20 protein-coding genes are annotated in these 21059 nt (G+C 59.4%); 4 read left to right on the top strand and 16 right to left on the bottom strand.

All coding sequences use genetic code 11. From position 1 onward, the window contains the following. Position 1 precedes the first annotated feature (1 nt). From H0484_RS10765 to H0484_RS10750, 4 genes are all read right to left on the bottom strand, one after another. On the bottom strand, positions 2-2647 hold the full coding sequence (locus tag H0484_RS10765) for a DNA topoisomerase III (protein ID WP_226954641.1): 2646 nt from the start codon (positions 2645-2647) through the stop codon (positions 2-4). A 133-nt stretch (positions 2648-2780) separates the two neighbouring features. Beyond that, positions 2781-3650 carry a tRNA glutamyl-Q(34) synthetase GluQRS gene (gene gluQRS, locus H0484_RS10760; RefSeq protein ID WP_226954640.1) on the bottom strand — a complete coding sequence of 290 codons (870 nt, stop codon included), beginning with the start codon at positions 3648-3650 and terminating at the stop codon, positions 2781-2783. Positions 3651-3701: 51 nt separating this feature from the next. Continuing rightward, on the bottom strand, positions 3702-4163 hold the full coding sequence (locus H0484_RS10755) for a DUF494 family protein (RefSeq protein WP_226954639.1): 462 nt from the start codon (positions 4161-4163) through the stop codon (positions 3702-3704). 121 nt (positions 4164-4284) lie between these two features. Then, on the bottom strand, positions 4285-4911 hold the full coding sequence (locus H0484_RS10750; protein WP_226954638.1) for a 5-formyltetrahydrofolate cyclo-ligase: 627 nt from the start codon (positions 4909-4911) through the stop codon (positions 4285-4287). Here H0484_RS10750 and H0484_RS10745 point away from each other — a divergent pair. Next, complete coding sequence (locus H0484_RS10745; protein ID WP_226954637.1) at positions 4910-6940, top strand: lytic transglycosylase domain-containing protein; 2031 nt, start codon at positions 4910-4912, stop codon at positions 6938-6940. The genes H0484_RS10750 and H0484_RS10745 overlap by 2 nt on opposite strands. 5 nt (positions 6941-6945) lie before the next feature. Next, on the top strand, positions 6946-8091 hold the full coding sequence (locus H0484_RS10740) for a TetR/AcrR family transcriptional regulator C-terminal domain-containing protein (protein WP_226954818.1): 1146 nt from the start codon (positions 6946-6948) through the stop codon (positions 8089-8091). Here H0484_RS10740 and H0484_RS10735 read toward each other — a convergent pair. From H0484_RS10735 to H0484_RS10700, 8 genes are all read right to left on the bottom strand, one after another. Continuing rightward, positions 8072-9001: a DMT family transporter gene (locus H0484_RS10735; RefSeq protein WP_315859950.1), complete on the bottom strand. Its 930-nt coding sequence runs from the start codon at positions 8999-9001 to the stop codon at positions 8072-8074. The two genes, H0484_RS10740 and H0484_RS10735, sit on opposite strands and share 20 nt — an antisense overlap. Before the next feature lie 16 nt (positions 9002-9017). Next, positions 9018-10229: a class I SAM-dependent methyltransferase gene (locus H0484_RS10730; protein ID WP_226954636.1), complete on the bottom strand. Its 1212-nt coding sequence runs from the start codon at positions 10227-10229 to the stop codon at positions 9018-9020. A 3-nt stretch (positions 10230-10232) separates the two neighbouring features. Next, complete coding sequence (locus H0484_RS10725) at positions 10233-10448, bottom strand: hypothetical protein (protein ID WP_226954635.1); 216 nt, start codon at positions 10446-10448, stop codon at positions 10233-10235. Positions 10449-10622: 174 nt separating this feature from the next. Next, positions 10623-12149, bottom strand: a complete 1527-nt coding sequence (locus H0484_RS10720; RefSeq protein WP_226954634.1) for a DEAD/DEAH box helicase — start codon at positions 12147-12149, stop codon at positions 10623-10625. 356 nt (positions 12150-12505) lie between these two features. After that, a complete protein-coding gene (locus H0484_RS10715) occupies positions 12506-12967 on the bottom strand; it encodes an HIT family protein (protein ID WP_226954633.1) in 462 nt (153 codons plus the stop codon). A gap of 63 nt (positions 12968-13030) precedes the next feature. Beyond that, positions 13031-13825, bottom strand: coding sequence for an indole-3-glycerol phosphate synthase TrpC (trpC, locus tag H0484_RS10710; RefSeq protein ID WP_226954632.1), 795 nt, complete (start codon positions 13823-13825; stop codon positions 13031-13033). Continuing rightward, positions 13822-14853 (bottom strand): anthranilate phosphoribosyltransferase, encoded by a 1032-nt coding sequence (gene trpD, locus H0484_RS10705; protein ID WP_226954631.1) that lies wholly within the window; start codon positions 14851-14853, stop codon positions 13822-13824. Before trpD ends, trpC begins: the two co-directional genes overlap by 4 nt. 15 nt (positions 14854-14868) lie before the next feature. Next, positions 14869-15441, bottom strand: a complete 573-nt coding sequence (locus H0484_RS10700) for an anthranilate synthase component II (protein ID WP_226954630.1) — start codon at positions 15439-15441, stop codon at positions 14869-14871. A 45-nt stretch (positions 15442-15486) separates the two neighbouring features. On the opposite strand from H0484_RS10700, the gene H0484_RS10695 reads away from it, so the two are divergent. Further along, positions 15487-15726, top strand: a complete 240-nt coding sequence (locus H0484_RS10695) for a hypothetical protein (RefSeq protein WP_226954629.1) — start codon at positions 15487-15489, stop codon at positions 15724-15726. A 112-nt stretch (positions 15727-15838) separates the two neighbouring features. Beyond that, on the top strand, positions 15839-17056 hold the full coding sequence (gene hmpA, locus H0484_RS10690) for an NO-inducible flavohemoprotein (protein ID WP_226954628.1): 1218 nt from the start codon (positions 15839-15841) through the stop codon (positions 17054-17056). A 42-nt stretch (positions 17057-17098) separates the two neighbouring features. On the opposite strand, the gene H0484_RS10685 is transcribed toward hmpA, so the two are convergent. Genes H0484_RS10685 through H0484_RS10670 form a run of 4 tightly spaced genes read right to left on the bottom strand, consistent with a single transcriptional unit; the run spans position 17099 to position 20983 of the window. Continuing rightward, positions 17099-18355 (bottom strand): NnrS family protein, encoded by a 1257-nt coding sequence (locus H0484_RS10685; protein ID WP_226954627.1) that lies wholly within the window; start codon positions 18353-18355, stop codon positions 17099-17101. Further along, complete coding sequence (locus tag H0484_RS10680; RefSeq protein ID WP_226954626.1) at positions 18352-19137, bottom strand: ABC transporter ATP-binding protein; 786 nt, start codon at positions 19135-19137, stop codon at positions 18352-18354. The genes H0484_RS10685 and H0484_RS10680 overlap by 4 nt, the downstream gene beginning before the upstream one ends. Next, positions 19134-19937, bottom strand: a complete 804-nt coding sequence (locus tag H0484_RS10675; RefSeq protein WP_226954625.1) for an ABC transporter permease — start codon at positions 19935-19937, stop codon at positions 19134-19136. The genes H0484_RS10680 and H0484_RS10675 overlap by 4 nt, the downstream gene beginning before the upstream one ends. Continuing rightward, entirely contained in the window at positions 19934-20983 is a 1050-nt protein-coding gene (locus H0484_RS10670) for an ABC transporter substrate-binding protein (RefSeq protein ID WP_226954624.1), read from the bottom strand. Before H0484_RS10670 ends, H0484_RS10675 begins: the two co-directional genes overlap by 4 nt. Positions 20984-21059: the final 76 nt, after the last annotated feature.

The following is a 21059-nucleotide window of genomic DNA, read 5'->3' as shown; positions in this document are numbered from 1 at the left end:
CTTAGAAGGGGGCGTCGTCGTCGACCGGCGGGGTGGTCTTGCGGGCAGTTTTGCTGGCGGCTTTCTTTGCAGCGGCTTTTTTAGCCGGTGCCTTCTTGGCTGCGGTCTTTTTGCTAGCGGCTTTTTTGGCAGCAGTTTTCTTGGCAGGGGCTGCTGTCTTAGAGGCTGCTTTTTTTGCCGAAGCGGTTTTACCCGCCGGACGAGGCTCGAACTCGAAGCCTATTTTGCCGTCAGCCTGCTTGGCCAGGAAGGCCTTGAACTTGCGATTGGTGCGGCTGGAAACGAAGCCGTCCAGCAAATCGGTTTTGCCTTCGTTAAGCAGTTTGGCAAATTGGGCCTGAGAGATCTCTTGTTGCAGGATGACTTTGCCCGAGCGGAAATCGCAGCTTTTTTCAGGGCCGACGGATTTTTCGCAAACATAGTTCATGCCATGTTCGAACACGCGCCCGCCACATTTGGGGCAGCTACCCAGCGGGCTGAGCGCAGAAAAGTCTACGGGCTCGTTGTCGTCTTCGTCGTTCTGGCCGAAGTCGAACTCCAGCTTGAACTCGTCGGTGATGCGCAGCAGGGCCGAGAACGGGCGCCCCATCTTGCTGATAAAGCCGGTAAGCGGCCCCAAGGTGCGTTCGCGCAGCAGGGTTTCAACTTCGGGCACCTCGAAGGTGCGGCCACCCGGATGTTTGCCTATGGAGAAATCGCATTGGGTGCAGGCATAGCGGCGGTAGTTTTCTTTGACGACACCCGCGCATTTAGGGCAGGGGGCTTGCAAGGTGACGTAATCACCCGGCACGGTGTCGCGCTCGTACTCTTTGGCGCGTTTAACAATCACCTGCGTCATCTGTGCAATATCGCGCATGAAAGCGTCGCGGTTCAGCTGGCCTTGCTCGATTTGCTTGAGTTGGTGTTCCCAGCCCCCGGTCAGTTCGGGCGAGGTCAGTTCGTTGACCCCTAAGCCCGCAAGCAGCGTCATCAACTGACGGGCTTTGGCGGTAGGAATCAGTTCGCGGCCTTCACGGCGCAGATAACTTTCGTTGAGCAGGCCTTCGATGATGGCGGCTCGCGTAGCAGGCGTACCCAAACCGCGTTCCGACATGGCTTCGCGCAGCGCTTCGTCGTCTACCAGTTTGCCGGCGCCTTCCATGGCTGACAGCAGCGTGGCTTCGGTAAAGCGTGCAGGGGGTTTGGTGGTCAGCGCCCGCAGTTCTACATCTTCGGTGCGAACTTTTTCGCCTTCGGCAACGGCGGCGAGGTTGTCGTCGTTGCCTTGGCTTTCGCGACCGTAAATGGCCAGCCAGCCCGGCTTGACCAGCACCTTGCCTTCGGTTTTAAAGCGATGCCCCGACACTTCGGTGATACGGGTGGTGATGCGGAACTCTGCTGCGGGGAAAAACACCGCCAGGAAGCGCCGTACGACCAGCTCGTAAATTTTTCCTTCTGCGTCGCTGAGCTCGCGAGGCACCTGCAGGGTGGGGATGATGGCAAAGTGATCGGACACCTTCTTGTTATCGAAGATGCGTTTGTTGGGGCGTATCCAATCGCTTTTGCCAAGCTGCTCGGCAAAGGGGCGTGTGCTGGCATTGGCCGGCGTATCGGTGTCGGCCAAGGCTTGCACGGTGCCGCGCACGGTGCCTAAATAATCTTCGGGCAGATAACGCGAATCGGTACGAGGATAGGTCAGCGCCTTGTGCCGCTCGTAAAGCGTTTGTGCCAACGCGAGCGTGGTCTTGGCCGAAAATCCGAACCTGGAGTTGGCCTCGCGCTGCAAAGAGGTCAGGTCGAACAGCGCTGGCGATAGCTGGGTGGAAGGCTTGGACTCTTCGGAGACGATGCCAGGCTGGCCTTCGCAAGCAGTGACGATGGTCTGTGCGGCAAGCTGAGACCAAAGACGGGAATCGCGCTGTTCGGGGTCGAGTTCGTCTTTCTTGAAATTGGGGTCGAACCAGCGCCCGGTATAAAGGCCGCCAGCGGCGATAAACGTGGCGTGCACTTCCCAGTAGTCGCGTGAAACGAAACGCCGTATGCGCTCTTCTCGTTCGTTGACGATGGCCAAAGTGGGCGTTTGCACGCGACCCACGGGGGTTTTGAAGAAGCCGCCGTCTTTGCTGTTGAAGGCGGTCATGGCACGGGTGCCATTGATACCCACCAGCCAGTCGGCTTCGGCACGCGAGCGAGCGGCCGATTCCAGGGGCTTCAGGTCGGAATCGTCGCGCAGGCGTTCGAAGGCTTCGCGTATGGCGGTTTGCGTCATGGACTGCAGCCAAAGACGCTTGATGGGCTTTTTGACCCCGGCGTATTGAACAATGTAGCGGAAGATGAGTTCGCCTTCACGGCCCGCGTCACAGGCGTTGATGACGGCATCTACGTCTTTGCGTTTAAGCAGACGCACGAGCAGCTTCAGGCGTTCGGCAGACTTTTTGTCTGTGGGGCCGAGTTCAAACTGGGGAGGAATCACCGGCAAGTGGGTGAAGCTCCATTTGCCGCGTACCGGATCGTTGGGCGCTACCAGTGTCAGAAGATGGCCGATGCTGGACGACAGCACGTACTGGTCGCTTTCGAAGTAATCCCCTTCTCGGGTGAATCCACCCAAGGCGCGGGAAATATCGAGGGCAACCGAGGGCTTCTCGGCAATAATCAGGGTTTTACTCATGGTATTCCAGTGGCCGGGATTGGCAGCAATAGCGCGGATAATACGAGCCTAGCGGCCTACCATGCAAGTCGGACAGGTGCTAGAGCCGTCCACGCCGAGGCTCAATATATCAAATGTAGCCGTGACCATGCGTTCAAGCGCGTTGGGAAATATTGAGTTTGGCGGCCCATTGCGCCGTGGCGTTTTGCCAGAAAGCGTCGATGCTGGCGGCATGGGGCAGCTCAGGCATGCCCAGGTGCTGCCAGGCATGCCGCAGGCTGCGCAAGGGTTGCAGCGTGTCCAAGGCGCTAGCGTGGTTCTGCTTGGAAAGCTTATTGCCGTTCTCGTCCATCACCAGGGGGACATGCAGCATGCGCGGCGGGCGCCCAGCCAGTTGACGCATCAGCAGGTGTTGGCGCGGCGTGGAGTCAAGCAGATCGGCGCCTCGCACGACATCGGTGATGCCTTGAAGGATGTCGTCGATGACGACGACGAACTGGTAGGCAAACAAGCCGTCTGCGCGGCGGATGATGAAATCCCCCACTTCGCGAGCCACGTCCTGCTGTCTGGGGCCCATCCAGCGGTCTTCAAAGTAAACCATGCCGGCTGGCACGCGCCAACGCCAAGCGCGTATTTCTCTGCCAGGCGGGACCCCTTGTTTGCAAGTGCCGGGATAAGCGCTGTGGCCGATTTCGGCGCGAGTGCAGCCGCATCCGTAGACTTGCCCGTGCGTCTTGAGTGATTCAAATACGGCTTGATAATGCGGCAGGCGCGCAGACTGCCAAACAGGTGCGGCATCCCAATGCATGCCTAGCGCCTGAAGCTGACCCAGAATGATGCGGTCGGCACCGGGCGCCACGCGCGGGGTGTCGATGTCTTCGATACGTACCAGCCACTGCCCATTGTGGGCTCGGGCGTCAAGGTAACTGGCCATTGCCGCGACCAGCGAGCCATCGTGCAAGGGCCCGCTGGGGCTGGGGGCAAAGCGCCCCACATAAGAGGCGGCAGGCGTAGCGGTCACCATGGGCACATGACGGAGTGTACGGACAAAGCGGCACCCGCGTGGCGAAATGGCTTAGTGGGACAGCCTTTGGCGATCGTCTGTGAGCAGCTCTTCGAGAACTAGGTGGTCGACCTCGGCCTCTTGGCTCCAGAGCACCATCAGCGCGATGATTTTGATTTTCTCTAGCGTAATAGGAGATTCATTGACGGCCAAGGCTCTATCGATAAGGATTTCGCGCAGGGCGGCCGGCAGAACGCCGGAGCTTTCGAGGAAGGTAATAAAACCGATGGCGGCAGAGCCCAACCTGCGGTATTCGTCGTCGGTGTAGGCGCGCAAACTGCCCGACTGAGGGGTTTGCGCCAATTGCACGCATTGCTCGGTGGTTTGGGCCAAGCCATACAGCCAGCCCAGCGCATCGTTGATGTCCTCATGTTCGAAACCCGCAGCGGCCAGTTTATGGGCCAGCACGTCGGCGTCGGGACACGACTGTGGGGTGTAGTAGTTTTCGAACAGATAAACCAGGATATCGAACATAGTACGGATATTTCGCCGGCAGAACCGGCAATGAGTTACGTGAGCCAGGATCTTGAAATCACTGTACGCCCATTTTAACGGGCTGACAACACGGGTGCTGTAGCGCTGCTTAGACTGAGGTTCAGACCAAGGCAGGCACCGGCCAGCCCTTGTCGGTAAGAATGGAGTCGAGCGGGACATCGTGCGGGGCAGGCCGGTAGGCTTGCCCGCTGAGGTCGCCGCAGGCCCAGGCTACGCCCAGGGTGACAAAGGGGTGGCCTTGAGCCTTGAGGTGCGCCAGGGTGCGGTCGTAATGGCCTTTGCCATAGCCCACGCGGTCGCCCTGCCGGGTAAAACCCAGGGTAGGCACCAGCACGATATCGGGTGGCGGAGCCTCAGGGCCCTGGGGCTCTTGGATGCCAAAGGCGCCGGTGCGCATGGGGGTGTCGGGCGTCCAGGTCCGGAATGAAAGCACGCCGTCTTCGCGGTCGACCACCGGCAGCGAAATGCTTAAGTCTTCTTCTTCGACCCACTGGAACAATAAGGGCTCAAGATCGGGTTCGGAGGGCAAGGGCCAAAACGCGGCGATGCGAGAGGGCACGGGCAGACCCGCGTCGTGTCGTGCTTGCCGGTATGTGGCCAGCCAGGTAAACAGGCGGCCCCGGATCAACAGGGCACCACGCCGCATGTCGACCGGGTCTTGATCGGCCCGGCGTTGTTTCAATTGAGCGCGGATGGCGGCGACGTTATTCTCTATACTGTCAGGCATGGTTGATCAGCGAGCGGGGCTTTCCAAGATGTTCGGGTTTCAAGGGCAACGGTATCAGAAAAACGGAAATCTTTCCTACGGCTGGAGGTACAAGGTCGCGGGCCTGGTGATTCTGGCTGGGTTGAGTGGCGGCGTGGCGGCGCAGGCGCCTTTGGCGGCCAGCTCCGAAGCGGTCGCCAGCGCTCACGAAGCCATGCAAAAAAAGCAGTGGGAGGCCTTGCGTAAGCTTGTGCCGCAGGCGGCGGCAGAACCCTTGGTGGGGGCCTACCCCCAGTTCTGGCTGGTGCGTCAGCAGTTACGAGCCGGCACTACACCTGTCCCCCAAGCCCAACTGCAAAGCTATCTCGACCAATGGCGCGACGACGCTTTCTTGGTTGACAGGCTTAAAGGCGAATGGATACTGGCGTCCGTACGTGCGGGTGACTATGCCCAGGCCCTGCAACTGGCGCCTGTGCAATATACCAACGCGCCTATCAATTGTGCCTTGCTTATGGCGCGCCACATGACAGGTGAAAAGGTCAGTGGCGAAGAAGCCATGAGCACCTTCTCGCCCGGGGGTATGTGCTGGTCCATGCTGGACGAGTTCCTGGCCAAGGGCGTGGTGGGGTGGTCGGCCCTGCAATGGGAACTGCGTGCCATGCTGGAAGCCAACCGCACCGGCGACGCGCAGCGCATGGCCGCATTGATGTTCGACGCACGCGAAATGCGCGATTACGCCGCACTGATGAAAGCCCCCGAAAAATGGCTGGCCGGTCAGCAGCCCCCCAAAACACTTGCCCAGCGCGAACTGGTCGCCATTGCCTTGGCGCGCACTGCGCGTGGCGGGCAGCGCGAGGCGTCGGCCGAGGCTTTCCAAAAGCGATGGGCCAGCCATCTTCCCGAGGCCGACCGCCAGTGGGTGTGGGCACAAATGGGCTTGGTGGCGGTACTTAACGGCGATAACCTGGCCGCTCAGCTGTACAGACGCTCTGGGCCCGATGCCAAAACCGATTACAACCACGCCTGGGAAGTCCGTGCCGAGTTGCGCGAGCCCAAAATCGATTGGAAACGTGTCGAGGCGGCCATACTCAAAATGAGCCCGCGCCAGCAGCAGGAAACGGCCTGGCTGTACTGGAGAGCGCGTGCGCTGAGTGCCTTGGGCAAACAAGAGGAAGCGCGCCAGCTGTACGTTGCCACTTCTGCCACCGATGATTTCTACGGCCTGCTGGCGCGCGAAGAATTAGGCATGGCGCTTAGCTTGCCGCCCGTGCCTGCGCCCGTCTCGCCAGCAGAATTGGCCGAGGCGCAGGCCAACAAAGGTTTGCAGCGCGCTATCCGTCTGTTCGACCTGGGGGCTCGCAACGAGGCTGTGCCGGTGTGGGCTTTTACCCTGCGTGGCATGGATGACCGCCAACTGCGTGCCGCCGCCGAACTTGCGCGCCAAGAGCATATCTACGATAGGGTCATTAATACCTCTTTACTGGCCCGCAACGAGAACGACGTTAGCCAACGATTTGTCGCACCCTTTGAGGGGCGCGTCAGTGTCAAAGCCAAAGAGGTTGGCCTTGAGCCCGCGTGGGTGTATGGCCTGATTCGCCAAGAGTCCCGTTTCATCATGGATGCGCGTTCTCGTGTGGGGGCGTCGGGCCTGATGCAACTGATGCCTGCTACCGCCAAGTGGGTAGCGCGCAAAATAGGCATGAATGACTTCACGCCTTCGTCTGTCAACGACTTCGATACCAACACCATCTTGGGCACCAGTTATCTCAGCATGGTGCTTAACGACCTCGGCGGCTCACAGGTGCTGGCTACTGCCGGCTACAACGCGGGGCCTGGCCGGCCCGTGCAATGGCGCGCAAGGCTGGCTGGGCCGGTCGAGGGCGCCATCTTTGCCGAAACCATCCCTTTCACCGAGACGCGTTTGTACGTCAAGAATGTGCTGGCCAACACGGTGTTCTATGCCCTAAAGTTCACGGGTGAGCCGCAGTCGCTTAAGGCGCGGCTGGGTACCATTGCCCCCCGACCTACGCGTCAGGTGGCGTTGCCTTGAGCGCCTTGCCTCATACCGCTCCTTCTGCCAACCCCCAGGGTTTGCAGGGGGCCAAGGGGCAAGACCCCGCCCTGCAGGGCCTGGATGTTTATATCGTGGGTGGCGCAGTGCGCGATGCCTTGCTGGGGCGGCCTGCGGGTGACCGCGACTGGGTGGTGGTGGGGGCGACCCCCGAGCAGATGGCCGAACGTGGTTTCATCCCCGTGGGCGGCGACTTTCCCGTTTTTCTTCATCCTCGCAGCAAAGAAGAATATGCCTTGGCACGTACCGAGCGTAAATCTGGGCGTGGCTACAAAGGCTTTACCTTCCACACCGGTACCGATGTCACGCTAGAGCAAGACCTGCAGCGGCGCGACTTGACTGTCAATGCGATTGCGCAGGCCGCCGATGGCCGCATTATCGATCCGCTCAACGGTTGCGACGATGTGAAGGCGCGGGTGCTCAGGCATGTAGGCGAAGCTTTTTGCGAAGACCCCGTACGCTTGCTGCGCTTGGCCCGCTTTGCGGCACGCTTTCACGACTTTTCCATTGCCCCTGAAACCCTGGCCTTGGCGCGCAGATTGGTGCAAGACGGTGAGGTGGATGCGCTGGTGCCAGAGCGTGTCTGGCAGGAAGTGGTGAAAGGTTTGATGACCGAGCGGCCCGCACGCATGTTCGAAGTGCTGGCGCAAACCGGTGCGCTCGAAAGAGTGATGCCCGATTTGGTGTTCGATACGGAAATCGCTGCGCAGCTGCATTGTGCGGTGCAAGCGCATTTAAGTCTGGCCCAGCGCTTTGCCTTGCTTTGTCACAAAACACCCTCACCAGAACAGCTGGGCCGTCATGTACGAGCACCCAGCGAATGCGTGGATTATGCCAAGTTGTTGCCGGTATTGATGCAGGCCTTGGCGGAATACGACGACGAGGTGGACACCAGTTTGGACATCATCGAGCGTATGGACGGGCTGCGCAAACCGCAGCGCTTGCTAGACCTGTTAAATGCTGCGGTCTGCATACTGCCGGTAGACGTCGCGCGTTGGCAGCGGCACCTGGACGCCGTGCGCAGTGTCGACGCGGGGGCGGTGGCCAAGGCAGCAGGGGGTAAGCCCGATCAAATCAAAGCGGCTTTACGCCTGGCTAGGCGCGAAGCCCTTATGCGTGCTTGCGGTTGAACCATCCGCGGCTGCTGACCAGGGTAATGCCCACTACCACCAAGGCCGAACCCAAGAGAAAGCTGGGGTCCATGGGGTCGTCCAGCAGCCAAGCCCCTAAGACTATGCCGAACAAAGGCGTCATGAACGAGAACACGCCTAGACTAGAGGCCTGGTATATGCGCAGCATCCAGAACCAAGCCAGCAGCGTGCCGAAAGACATAACGATGCCCTGAAAAAGCACGCTACCCCAAGCCAATGGCGTAGAACGAAACGACAGTTGACCCAGCGCGCCGGCGGCAATGGCCAGGATGATGATTGCCGCGATCAGTTGATAGAGCAGCGTTTTGGTAGCCGAGGTTTTGGCCAGACGGGTGCAGCGTATGACGACGGTGGTGGCGCCCCATAACAGGCCGCCTATCAGTGCCAATACATCACCCAGCAGCATATTGGGGGCAGCCGGTGTGGGGCCTCTAGGCTTGGCACCTAGAATCGCGACGGCGATGCCTGTGAAGGCCAAAGCAATGCCTACCCATTGCAGTCGCGTCAAGCGCTCTTCAGGCAGGCGCCAATGCAGGCCTATGGCCGCGAAAATAGGCGCGCTGTATATCAGCACGGCAACATGCGACGCCGTGGTAAAGCGCAAGGCTTCGCCCAGGAACAGAAACTCTGCGGCAAAGAGTACGCCCACCACGATGCCTGGTCGCCAGGAACCGTCTGCCAGATTCAAGGGCTCGCGCCGCCAGGCCATGGTAGCAACCACCAGCGCTGCGGCAATGGCCGAGCGCAAACAGATTTGCAAAACCGGTGACACGTCGACGGCGGCAACTTTCAGGGCAATTTGTTGAAAGGCCCAAGACAGGCACAGCACTGCCATCAGGCCAAAGGCCAAGCCGTCAACGTTTTTGCGGGTAGTCAATGAAGCACTCATGGTCATCGGTGTTGTTTCAGACGTGTTCCAGTCGTGCGCGACGGTCGCCGCGCAAAAAGCCCATGAGAGGCGCAGAGATACCGCGCCCAATAGCCATCACCTTGAACAGCTCGCCCATTTCCGCCTCGGACAGCAGGCGTTGCACGGGCCCGATCATACGGCTGTAAGCCGCCGTATCCGAAGGGTCTATCTGGGTGAGCAGTTCGGTCAGGCCCGCGTTCATCAGAAAGCGCGCTTGCGAGGTATAGCCCAAGACCTCCAGCCCCCCGTCTTGCGCGGCCTGAGCCATGGCGGTGAAGTCCACGTGCGCGGTGATGTCTTGCAGCCCTGCCAATACCAGCGGGTGTGCGTGGGCATGATGGCGGAAGTGGCACATCAAGGTGCCCTCCATGCGCTGGGGATGATAGTACTCGTGTTGTGGAAAGCCGTAGTCGATCAGCAAGGCTGCGCCCTTGCGCAGCCAGCTGCCCATCTGCCGCACCCAGCTTTCCGCCTGAAAATTGACTTCGGAGCGGTAAGCGGGTAGCGGGGGCATACGACGACTGATGCTGTCTATTAAATGTCCGTCAGCAGCGCGTTCCGTAAATTGGAAGGGGCTAGGGGGGAGATCGGGGGCGAAACGTATTTCGTCGGGCTGGGCGAGCGTGACGCCGACTTCGTTCAACTGGCCGTCCTCATCCCAGCGGAACAGGGTGACAGGCATGGCGTCCAGAACCTCATTGGCCAGCACGCAGCCCTCGAAGGCTTCGGGTAGCGCATCCAGCCATAGTATGTCGGCCTGTAGTGCTTCCAACTTGTTTTGTTGGCGTAGGCGTAAGTCGGCGGAGACTTCCAAAATACGATAGCGGGGTTCTATGCCCAATAACCTGAGTGCGGGGATCAATGCGGCGGCCAAGGCGCCGGTGCCGGCGCCAAACTCCAGGATCTCGTCGGATTGGCTGCCCGCCAGTATTTGCGCTACCTGCCCGGCCAGCGCTTGCCCAAACAGGGGGGTCATTTCTGGGGCGGTAGTGAAGTCGCCTGTGCCGACTTGTGCGCCTAGCTTGCTGGTTCCCACGGCGTAATAGCCCTGGCCCGGCGCATACAGCGCGTGAGCCATCCAGTCGTCAAAAGGCATGAAGCCGTCGCGTTCGCGGACTTGTTGTGCCAGGCTTGTCTGTACGGCTTGCAGGTGTTCGTACTCGTCTGGTGTGGGCGTCAGGGCGTTGGGCGCGGCTCTGTGAGACATGGGCTATTTTGAATGACGACGTAAAAGCCAGAGTGTACGCAGCATTGCAGCAAAAAAGGCCAGAAGCAAGCTGACAATGAGCGCAATAACGAAATTATCCAGAATGAACCACGCCGGTATCGTCAGCGTAGCGGCGAACATCAGTGGGCGGGAAGCCAGTTGCAACAGCGGTCGGGTGATGGGCTGTAGACGGTCGGCAAGTTTACGCAAGACGGCCATGTCTGGATGAGATAACACAAGAAAGGGATGCCAAAAATAGACATGCGCCCGTTTTAAGGCGGGCGCATTGGCATACGGTAGCCGATTTTCGTGCGCTCGTGGTAACAGCGAACGGAAAATGGCTAAAAGCGCTACTCCACGGCGCTGGGCGCCGCAGGTGTTTGCAATAAGTGTTTAGTTGCTGCGGTCGGCGAAGCGGCCAGGCTTGCCCGCGGGTTTGCCGTAGCTGCTGCCCGCGCCACGGGGGCCGGCGCCTGCGGGCCTGCCTGGGCGGCCTTCAAAGCTACGCTTGCCTTCGTAGCCAGGCTTGTCACCGAAGCTGCGTTTGCCTTCGTAGCCAGGCTTATCACCAAAGCTGCGCTTGCCTTCGAAACCGGGCTTGTCACCGAAGCTGCGCTTGCCTTCGAAACCAGGCTTATCACCAAAGCTGCGTTTGCCTTCGTAGCCAGGCTTGTCGCCAAAGCTGCGTCTGCCTTCGTAGCCGGGCTTGTCACCGAAGCTGCGTTTGGCGCCACCGCCTGCACCGTTGGGGCGCTTGCGTGCGGGCTTGGCAGCTTCCATTTTGCGGGGCTCCAAGCCTTCGATGATCTGCGAGGGAATGGGTTGACCTAAGAAGCGTTCCAAGCGTTTGATTTTATGGCGCTCGGTATGCGTGGCCAAGGTGAAGGCCGAGCCATGATTACCCGCACGCCCGGTACGCCCGATGCGGTGGGTGTAGTCTTCGGGCTGCATGGGCAGATCGTAGTTGATGGCGTGACTGATGCCGGGTACGTCGATGCCGCGTGCGGCGACATCGGTCGCCACCAGAATGCGCAGGCGGCGGCGATGCAGTTGATCCAGCGTACGCGTGCGTTGGCGCTGGTTCATGTCACCATGCAGGGGGGCTGCCGGGAAACCTTGCTCTGATAATTGGCCTGCCAGTTGATCGGCGCCGCGCTTGGTGGCGGTGAACACGATGGCCTGATCCAGGCTGGTGTCGCGCAGCAGGTGGTTCAACAATTGCATCTTGTGATGCTCGTTGTCGGCGTACAGCAGGCTTTGCGTGATGTTCTCGTGCTTGTTCTTGGCGCCCATCACGTCTATGCGCTGAGGGTCGCGCAACATGTCGCGGGCCAAACGGGCAATGGAGTTATCCAGTGTTGCCGAGAACAACAGGGTCTGACGCGTATTAGGCGTAGCGGCGACGATGGTTTCCATGTCTTCGATGAAACCCATGTCCAGCATGCGGTCGGCTTCGTCCAGCACCAGCACTTGCAGGCCGGACAAGTCAACGCGCTTGGCTTTCAGGTGATCGATGAGGCGGCCCGGCGTGGCTACCAGCACGTCAACGCGGCGGCTCAGCGCCTTCAGTTGAGCGCCGTAAGGCACGCCGCCAACCACGGTGGCCGAGCGCAAACCGGTCATGCCCGCGCCATAGCTGCGGGTGGCGTCGCTGATTTGCATGGCCAGTTCGCGAGTGGGGGTCAGCACCAGAATCTGTACGCCCTTACCCTTGTTGGCAGAGCGGTGAACGATGCGTTGCAACGCAGGCAGCATAAAAGCAGCGGTCTTGCCGCTACCGGTCTGGGCGCTGACCATCAGGTCATGGCCGGCCAGCGCAGCTGGAATGGCTTGCTCTTGTACGGTGGTGGGTTGTTTGAATCCGGCTTCTTGCAAGGCGGACAGAATGACAGGGTCTAGCCCCAGAGCTTCAAACGACATCAGGTATCCTTTGCGGCTCGTCGTAAAGGAACGAGCAACGGTTAAGCCCGCCTGATTAGGCGGAGGGTGCGCGGTGGTTGAATGGTGCATCGTGCCGACCAGACAACCAGCGCGGCGCAAGCCGCAAGGAACGCCTGAGAACTCAGGGTTTACCGAGGTTTGGGGTCAGGAAGCGATGATGCGCGACATGGGTGCTGGATGAGCCAGGCAACTGCCAAAATACGGCGCGCTGCCGTAAGAGGATGTCGGCGCATGTGTTATGCAGTGCCAGCATTATACGCTCAGAAACAACGATGTGGTTGATAAATGTTGCGATACCGCAACGTTTATCAGGGCATGAACGTATATTCAGAGGCTTAAGCGTAGTGGTTTTCCAGTAAATCGCGTAGCGCGGCACGAAAAGCGGGTAACTGTGCTTGCAAATTTTCTTGGAAGATGGACCAGGCCAGTTCCTGTTCGGGGGTGTGTTCGCGCGGCGCTGCCCAAATGGCATCGGGAAAACGGCTGTCCAGTGGCCAGCGCGGGATGACGTGCCAGTGCAGGTGAGGCACCATATTACCCAGCTGCGCCAGGTTTATTTTCTTGGGCAGCAGTTCGGCGCGCATGACGCCCTCTACCTTCCACACCACATCCATGAAGGCCTGGCGGTCTTCTTCGGAGAGCTCAGTCATTTCGGACGCGTGATCGTGCCAGATGACCCGGGTAAAGCCAGGAAAATCAGGGTCGTCTACGCCGACCACCCGCATCTTGTCGTTGCGCCAGATAAGGTGCAATGGGTTGGCGGGCTGGCAGAGCGGGCAGTCAGGCAGATGGGTCATGAGGCTTCGCGGGGCCTGGGAGCCAGGCCGGGGTTACGCAGGATGGGCGTGATGATACGCGTTTCAGATAGGCCCGAACAGCTCGCTGAGCGCTTCGCCGGGTTCGGCTGCGCGCATGAAGCGTTCACCTACCAGGAAGGCCTGCACATTATTGCTGCGCATCAAATTGACGTCTTCGGGAGTCAGAATGGCGCTTTCGGTCACCACGCGCTTACCAGCCGGCACCTGAGACAGCAAGTCCAAGGTGTTGTTAAGCGAGATTTCGAAGGTGCGCAGGTTGCGGTTATTGATGCCCAGCAGCGGGGTCTTCAGTTGCAAGGCTGCGTCCAGCTCGTCCGCGTCGTGCACTTCAACCAGAACGTCCATGCCCAGTTCCGTGGCCAGGCTTTCCAGTTCTTGCATCTGTGGCAGGCTGAGGGCGGCGACGATAAGCAAAATGCAGTCGGCCCCTAGCGCACGCGCGTGCGCCACCTGGTACGGGTCGATCATGAAGTCTTTGCGCAGCACGGGCAACGAGCATGCGGCACGCGCCTGGCGCAGGTAGTCGTAAGAGCCCTGAAAATACTGCACGTCGGTCAGCACGGATAAGCATGCTGCGCCATGGGCGGCGTAAGATGAAGCGATCTGAGCCGGGTTGAAGTTCTCGCGTATGACCCCTTTGGAAGGGGATGCCTTCTTGACCTCGGCAATAACCGCCGGTTTGCCTTGAGAAATCTTGTCTTCCAGGGCGCGAGCAAAGCCGCGTACGTCTTTGCGGCTTTTTGCCTCGCGAAGAATCTCGGCCTCGCTGCGCATTTGGCGCGCAGTGGCGACTTCGGCGCGCTTGGTGGCAAGGATCTTTTCAAGAATATCGTTCATGACTGCAGCGTCCGTGTGTAGTTGCAGAACTCGTCCAGCTTGGCGCGCGCGGCACCGTTGGCCAAAAGTTCAAAAGCTTGTTTAAGGCCGTCTTTGATCGAGCTAGCGCGGTTACCCGCATAAATTGCCAAGCCGGCGTTGAAGCCGACGATATCACGAGCCGCGCCTGGTTTGTTGTCCAGCGCTTCGAGAATCAATTGGGCCGACTCGGTGCGGGTGGCGACTTTCAGGCTGCGATTGGAGACCATGGCCATGCCGTAGTCTTCTGGATGGATTTCGTACTCGCGCACTTCACCATCCTTGAGTTCACCCACCAGTGTGGCGGCACCCAGAGAGGCTTCATCCATGCCGTCTCGGCCGTGCACGATAAGCACATGCTTGGAACCCAGGCGTTGCAGCACGCGTACCTGAATACCGACAAGGTCGGGGTGGAACACGCCCATCAATTGATTGGCGGCATTGGCGGGGTTGGTTAGGGGTCCCAGGATGTTGAAGATAGTCTTGACGCCCAGCTCTTTGCGCAGCGATGCAACGTTCTTCATGGCGCTATGGTGGGCCGGCGCAAACATGAAGCCTATGCCGGTGCGGTCTATGCTTTCGATGATTTGAGCAGGCCCCAGATTGATATTGGCGCCCAGCTCTTCCATGACGTCGGCGCTGCCTGAAGAGGAGGATGCGCTGCGGCCGCCATGCTTGGCAACCTTGACGCCGGCAGCCGCGGCGACAAACATGGAAGCGGTGGAAATATTGAAGGTATGCGAACCATCGCCACCGGTGCCACACATGTCCAGGAGCTCATCGGGGTAGGGTGTCTTGACCTGCAAGGCGAACTCGCGCATGACCATGGCGGCGGCGCTGATTTCGCCTATGGTTTCTTTTTTGACGCGCAGCCCCATGATCAGCGCGCTGGCGATTTGCGGCGTCAGTTCGCCACGCATCAGCATGCGCATCAGGTGCAACATTTCCTCGTGGAAAATCTCGCGGTGTTCGATGCAGCGGGTCAGAGCTTCGTTAGGCGTAATAGGCATGATGTCGTCCTTTTCTTATAGCGTCAGGAAATTGCGCAGCAAGGCGTGGCCATGCTCGCTCAAGATGGATTCGGGGTGAAACTGTACACCGTGTATGGGCAGATGTTTATGACGAACGCCCATGATTTCGCCGTCGTCTTCGGACGTTGCGGTGACTTCCAGGCAGTCAGGCAAGGTAGCTGCGTCTATCACCAGCGAGTGATAACGCGTCACGGTGTAGGGGGTGGGGATGCCTTGGAAAACGTCTTGGCCATTGTGGCGAATCAGAGATGTTTTGCCGTGCATCTGGCGCTGGGCGCGGATGATGTCGCCACCGTAGGCGGCGCCTATGGCCTGATGGCCCAGGCAGACGCCAAGGATGGGCGTTTTGCCGGCCAGTGCTTGAATAAGGGGTACCGAGATACCGGCCTCAGCGGGTGAGCAGGGCCCGGGTGAAATGCAGACCCGCTCGGGACTCAGCCGGATGATGTCCTCTACGGTAGCTTGGTCGTTACGCACGACGGTTACTTCGGCACCGAGTTCGCCAAAGTACTGCACAAGGTTGTAGGTAAAGGAGTCGTAGTTGTCTAGCATGAGCAAGTGGGACATCGGGGTTCTCCTGGGTTAGGGAGCCGCCGTGCCGGTGGACTTGCTTTGTTTGAAACCTTGCCTGCCGGTACGGCGGCAAGGTGTACGGTATTTCGACCGCAACGATATGCCGCTTCCTATTGGAAGCGCCACCACGAAGCGAAAGAGGTCGAAACGAAAGAGATCATGTTCTGTGAGAAGAAGCTGCTTGATGCGAGCGTGCGCCAAACGATACTGCGCATGCTGGAAAACGCAAGTAGTTTAGCACGACGCGGCAATAAAGCCGTTTGCCATGCCTACCCTTAAAGATGTATTATAAATGCATGTTTAAACGGTTTTCTTCTCAACCCCCAAGCCACGCGGCGCTTTCAGCCTGTTTGCAAGCTCGGCGTTCAGTGGCAACTTTGCCGGATTTTTCATGCTGACTCCCGATATGATCGCCTTGGTCAAAGGCACGGCTCCTGTGCTCAAAACCCATGGTGAAGCTCTGACCCGCCATTTTTACGCCCGCATGTTTCAGCACAACCCCGAGTTGAAGCACGTCTTCAATCAGGGGCACCAACACGTAGGCCAACAGCAGCAAGCGCTAGCAGCTGCAGTGGCTGCCTACGCCGAAAACATCGAAGACCCCGGCGTGCTCATGCCGGTGGTAGAGCGCATCGTGCACAAGCACGTCAGCTTGGGCATACGCCCCGAGCATTACGCCATCGTGGGCAAGCACTTGCTGGCTTCCATTCGCGAAGTTTTGGGAGAAGCAGCCAGCGACGAGCTGATAGAGGCGTGGGCGGCTGCTTATGGTCAGTTGGCAGACTTGCTCATTGCCGAAGAAGCACGCTTGTATTCCAAGGTATCGAGCCAACCCGGTGGTTGGTCGGGCTGGCGTGCCTTCCGTATCGATGAAAAAGTGCAGGAAAGCGCGGAGATTACTTCGTTCTATCTCGCCCCTTGCGACGGTGGTGAAGTGCCGGCCTATCAGCCGGGCCAGTATGTGTCCGTGCGTATTTATGTGCCCCAGCTTGATCTGATGCAGCCTCGCCAGTACACGGCTTCCGACCGCCCAGGGCATGGCCGTCTACGGATATCGGTCAAACGTGAAGCGGGCGGCGGCGATGCGCCTGCCGGGCAGGTTTCCAACCTGCTGCATGACCAGTACAAGGTAGGCGACGTGCTGGATGTCGCACCGCCGGTGGGCGATTTCCACCTGAGCGCCGAGAGCGGGCGCCCGGTTGTGCTGTTAAGCGGTGGCGTAGGCCTGACGCCCATGATCTCTATGCTGAATCATTTGATAGAGAAAAACGACGAGAGGCAGATTCGCTTCATTCACGGTTGTCGCAATGGCCAGGTGCATGCCATGAAAGACCATGTCAATGGTATTGCCACCACGCACCCCAATGTGCGCAAGGCGGTGTTCTATGAGCACATAGGCCCGCAGGACAAAGTGGGGCAAGATTATGACTACGAAGGGCGCGTCGACCTTGAGGCCATACGCGAACAGGCCATATTGCCGGAGGCCGATTACTTCTTGTGTGGCCCTATGCCTTTTATGCAGGCGCAGTATCACAGCCTTAAAGCGCTGGGTGTACCTGTAGAACGCATCCATGCCGAGGTGTTTGGCACAGGCGGCCTGGGGGCATAAGGCGCTGAGCTTGGCAAAGGGCGGCTGGTTGTTGGGGTAACCCTAGCAGCCGCCGCCTTTTTTCTTATGGCTGTTCAGTGGCTCGGCGCAGCCACTTTGCCCATCGCTGCGGGCCTTTGCCAACACGTTCCATGTCTTGAATAAATAGAACAAGAAGCAAGCCCCCCAGAGCAACCCCGAGATGGCAAGCAGCGGCATAAACCAAGCCATACCGGAGGGCAGGCCGGCCCAAGCACGTAGCACGGCGGCAAGTACCAGCACTATGGCTGTGATGGGTATCCACGGGCGCATGTCCAGCCATAAGCCCGCATGAATGCGCCCCACCATGGCCATGATGGTCAATATGGAAAGACCGATGGCGCCAAGCATCATCAGGTGGCGACCGGCCGAGGGCATCCAAGGCATGCCCAGCCAGGCCAGCCCCATGGCGGCATAAGCCAGCGCAATTATCCAATAGCAGGCGTAAAGCATCAGCGCCCAACGCGTGAATAAGGGGCGTCCGACATGCCAGTCGTTCAACAGATTGAGCATGGCGGCTGATGCGGCCAGTGCCGTCCAGGCGGTGACAGCGCCAGGGCCAAGCGTGAATTCGGCTGCAGTGCAGCAGGCAATGCAAAACACCGCCAGTTTGCGTCTGGGTGGACGCGCCAGATAAACCGTTTGAGCCGGACTGGCCCCAGGCTTACCTTCCTCGATAAGGCCATTGACCACCGACATGGAAACGCGGCTGGCCGCCAAGATGATGAGAATCATGATGAGGCCGTTCGCAAGATGAAGCCAAGCGGCGGGGGCAGGTAATGGCAGAGCGGTGAGCAGTGCCGCGAAGAATCCAGCTTGCGTCAATGCCAGACCGCCCAGCGCCCAGGCAAAGCTGGCATGTTGCCGCTGCGCGGAGCGCCAAGCCGGTACTGCCGCTTGCCGCAATAGCAGGCCCCAAAACAGCAGGTTTAGCGCGGCGGTCAGGTATAGCAGAGCCTCGTTTGTCCACCAGGCTGACGCCAAATAGCTGAGCCTGGCCAACAGCCACACCAAGCTTAAGCGAAGCAGCTTATCTGAGCGGATAGCGGGTGTACCGGTGAATTCAGGGATGGCGGTGAGGGCAAAGCCGGCTATGGCTGCGCTGGTAAAGCCGAAAAGCAGTTCGTGCCCATGCCATAGCAGGCCGCCGCCGGGCGGGTTAAAGCTTAGTAGCTGCCCGGAGAGCACCAATAGCCACAGGCCTATCAATAAAGGGGCGCTGCCGGCGGCCAGCACAAAAAATGGGCGAAAACCGCACATGAATAGAGGCTGGTGTTTCATGAAGGCCTCGCTACATCGTCCGCAGAAATCGCAGCCGCAGCCATAAGGCTTGCCTGCAAACCAAAACCCAAGCGAATTTCATCCATTTGCATAAACAGGGCAGTGTGCTCGTAAACCCAGGCGTCCGAACGCTGTGCTGTCGGCAGGTCTAATGTGATTTCTTTGACCAATCGACCCGGCGCAGCCGCCATCATCACAATACGGTCGGCGAGCCTTACGGCTTCCATCAAGTCGTGGGTAATCATCAATACGGCGGTACCGCTTTGCTGCACTTGCGTGCTTAACAGGCTGTACAACTGCGCTTTCAAGCCTATGTCCAGGGCCGAGAAGGGTTCGTCCAGCAAGAGTAAATCAGGTTTGATGGCCAGCGCACGTGCCAAGGCGACGCGGCTTTGCATACCGCCGGAGAGCTCATGGGGGTATTTGCCCAAATCCGCTGCGCTCAGGCCTAGCTGACGTCCCCAAAGCAGGCCTTGCTGGTGCCGCACTGTTTTAGCGTCGCCCTTGGCTTTCAGACCCAGGCAGATATTGTCCAGAGCGTTTTTCCAGGGCAATAGGCGGGGCTGCTGGAACACGCAGGCGGGTGTTAGAAACTGGCTTTGGATAAGCCCCTGGGTCGGTGTGAGCAAACCTGCGACCAGATGCAGCAAGGTGCTTTTACCGCAACCCGAAGGGCCTACCAGCGCCAGGGTTTCAGCCTTGTGCAGATCCAGGTTGATGTCCGCCAATACCTCGGTCAGGCCATAGCGATGATCCAGGTGACGAATGCGCAATTCGCTCATGAGCCAGACTCCGTGCGCCAGCGCTCGATATGACGTTTGAGGGGCTCCAACACCAGATATTCAAAGGCCAGAAGCAAACCCAGCACGGCCACTATCCACGCCATGGAAGTGGTGGTGTCCAGTTGCGCCCGAGACACCGCCATGGCTGCGCCCACGCCGTCGGCAGTGGTCAGCAGTTCGGCCATGATGACGACTTTCCAGGCAGAGCCCAGGGCGGTGATCCAAGCGGGAAACAGATAAGATGCAATGTGGGGAAGATAAATGTCGGTGAGCATCATGGGGCCGGATAAACCGAAAACGCGCCCCACCTCGCCCAGGTAGTTGTCTAGTGTGCGTGCGCCTTGCATGGCGCCGGCAAAGGCAATCGGGAAACAAGCCACCAGCACGGTGAAAACCGGCGTGGCGTCGCCCATTCCGAACCACAACATGGCCAGAACCAGCCAGGCGATGGGAGGCATGCCCAAAAGCAGGGTCACCAAAGGGCGCGACACCATGGCTGCGGTAAGGGATCTTCCTGCCAGCAGGCCTAGTATCGTACCGGCTGCCAAGGCCAGACCCAGGCCGTATAAAGCGCGTCGTGCAGAGATGACCAGCTCTGGCAAGGCTGGGCCGTCGCTCATCATGTGCTGCAATTGCACGAATGTGGCCAGGGGACCGGGCAGTATCAGTTCACCATATAAAGTGGCGCCGAGCTCCCATAACGCGCAAAAGAGCAACAGGCTGGTGATGGCGCCCCAACCGCTCCAGAGGTAGGTGGCGACTGTGGTCACGCCTTGATGCAAGCGGTTTGCGCGAGTCATGGTGCGACGCCACCGTAGAACGAGCTGTCGGGCAATTTACCGCCTACGGTAGCGGGCTGACGTTCGAGCAGTAACTGAAAAAAGGCTTCGAGTTCGGGCTGGGCCTGGCGCGCACTGGTGTAATGCTGGGGAAGCGCCTGGATGGCATCGGTAGCGGCTTCGGGGGTCAGCATATCCATGTACTTGGCGGCCAAGGCGCCGCAGGCCTGGGCTTGTTCCACGCACCAGCGGCTGGCTGTCGCATAAGCTTGTTCCAATCGCTGGGCCAGTGCTTCGTCGGCAAAGGCCTGGCCCATGACAGCCATGCCCGCTTGCGGCAGGCGAGCCTGGGTATGTTGCAAACGCCCCCACTCTTGATGCAGGCTTAAACCCCGATGCAGCTCGGGCGCCACGACCGAGAGGGGGAAGCTGCCTGTCTTGCGCAAGGCCATGGAAACGGCTGGCTCGGCCAACAAGGCATGATCCACTCTGCGCATAATCAGCCATTGCATGGCGTCCATGGGCGAGGGCAGATAACGTATCTTCAGGTCGCGTTTAAGGTCCAGCCCGGCGCGTTCGGCCAAAAAACCGAACAGAATGTCAGGCATATCGGCTCTGAATGGGATGGCCACCTCTTGGCCTTTAAGGTCGGCCAGGCTTTGCAGGGTAGGGTCTCGGGAGACCACCCACAACATGCCCCAGACGGATACATTCATCAGGCGCAGCGGCACTTTACGGTTGTACAGGTTGGCCGCCACATTGGTGGGCATGGCGACAAAATCGCTTTTCCCTTCCAGGGCCAGTGCGCGCAGCTGATCGGGATGGTTCCAGCGCACGAACTCTACCTGTTTGGCCACATCTGCCAGCATGCCGCTTTCCACTATATACAGCAGCGGAAACGAAACCACGGCGGGCGGGCCGGACAATACCAAACGCTCGCGCACGGTAGGCGGTTCGGAGGCGCCCGCTGCCAGAGAGCCCAAGGCCAGCAGCAGAGCCAGGCAGCAGGGCAGCAGTCGACGAACGAAGGCGGTGACGCGGTGCATAGGAAGAGGATTCGCAGTCATAATCATTAGTCTATTGGCTTAGCTGGCAGCGGATCATGACAATTATCAATGACCCAGCGGCGGCTTCTGTGTTTAC

This window comes from Mesopusillimonas faecipullorum (assembly GCF_020539505.1).
In the GTDB taxonomy this organism is placed as follows: domain Bacteria; phylum Pseudomonadota; class Gammaproteobacteria; order Burkholderiales; family Burkholderiaceae_B; genus Mesopusillimonas; species Mesopusillimonas faecipullorum.
The sequence above is the reverse complement of the archived record's forward strand: the minus strand, read 5'-3'. Positions and strand labels throughout refer to the sequence as shown.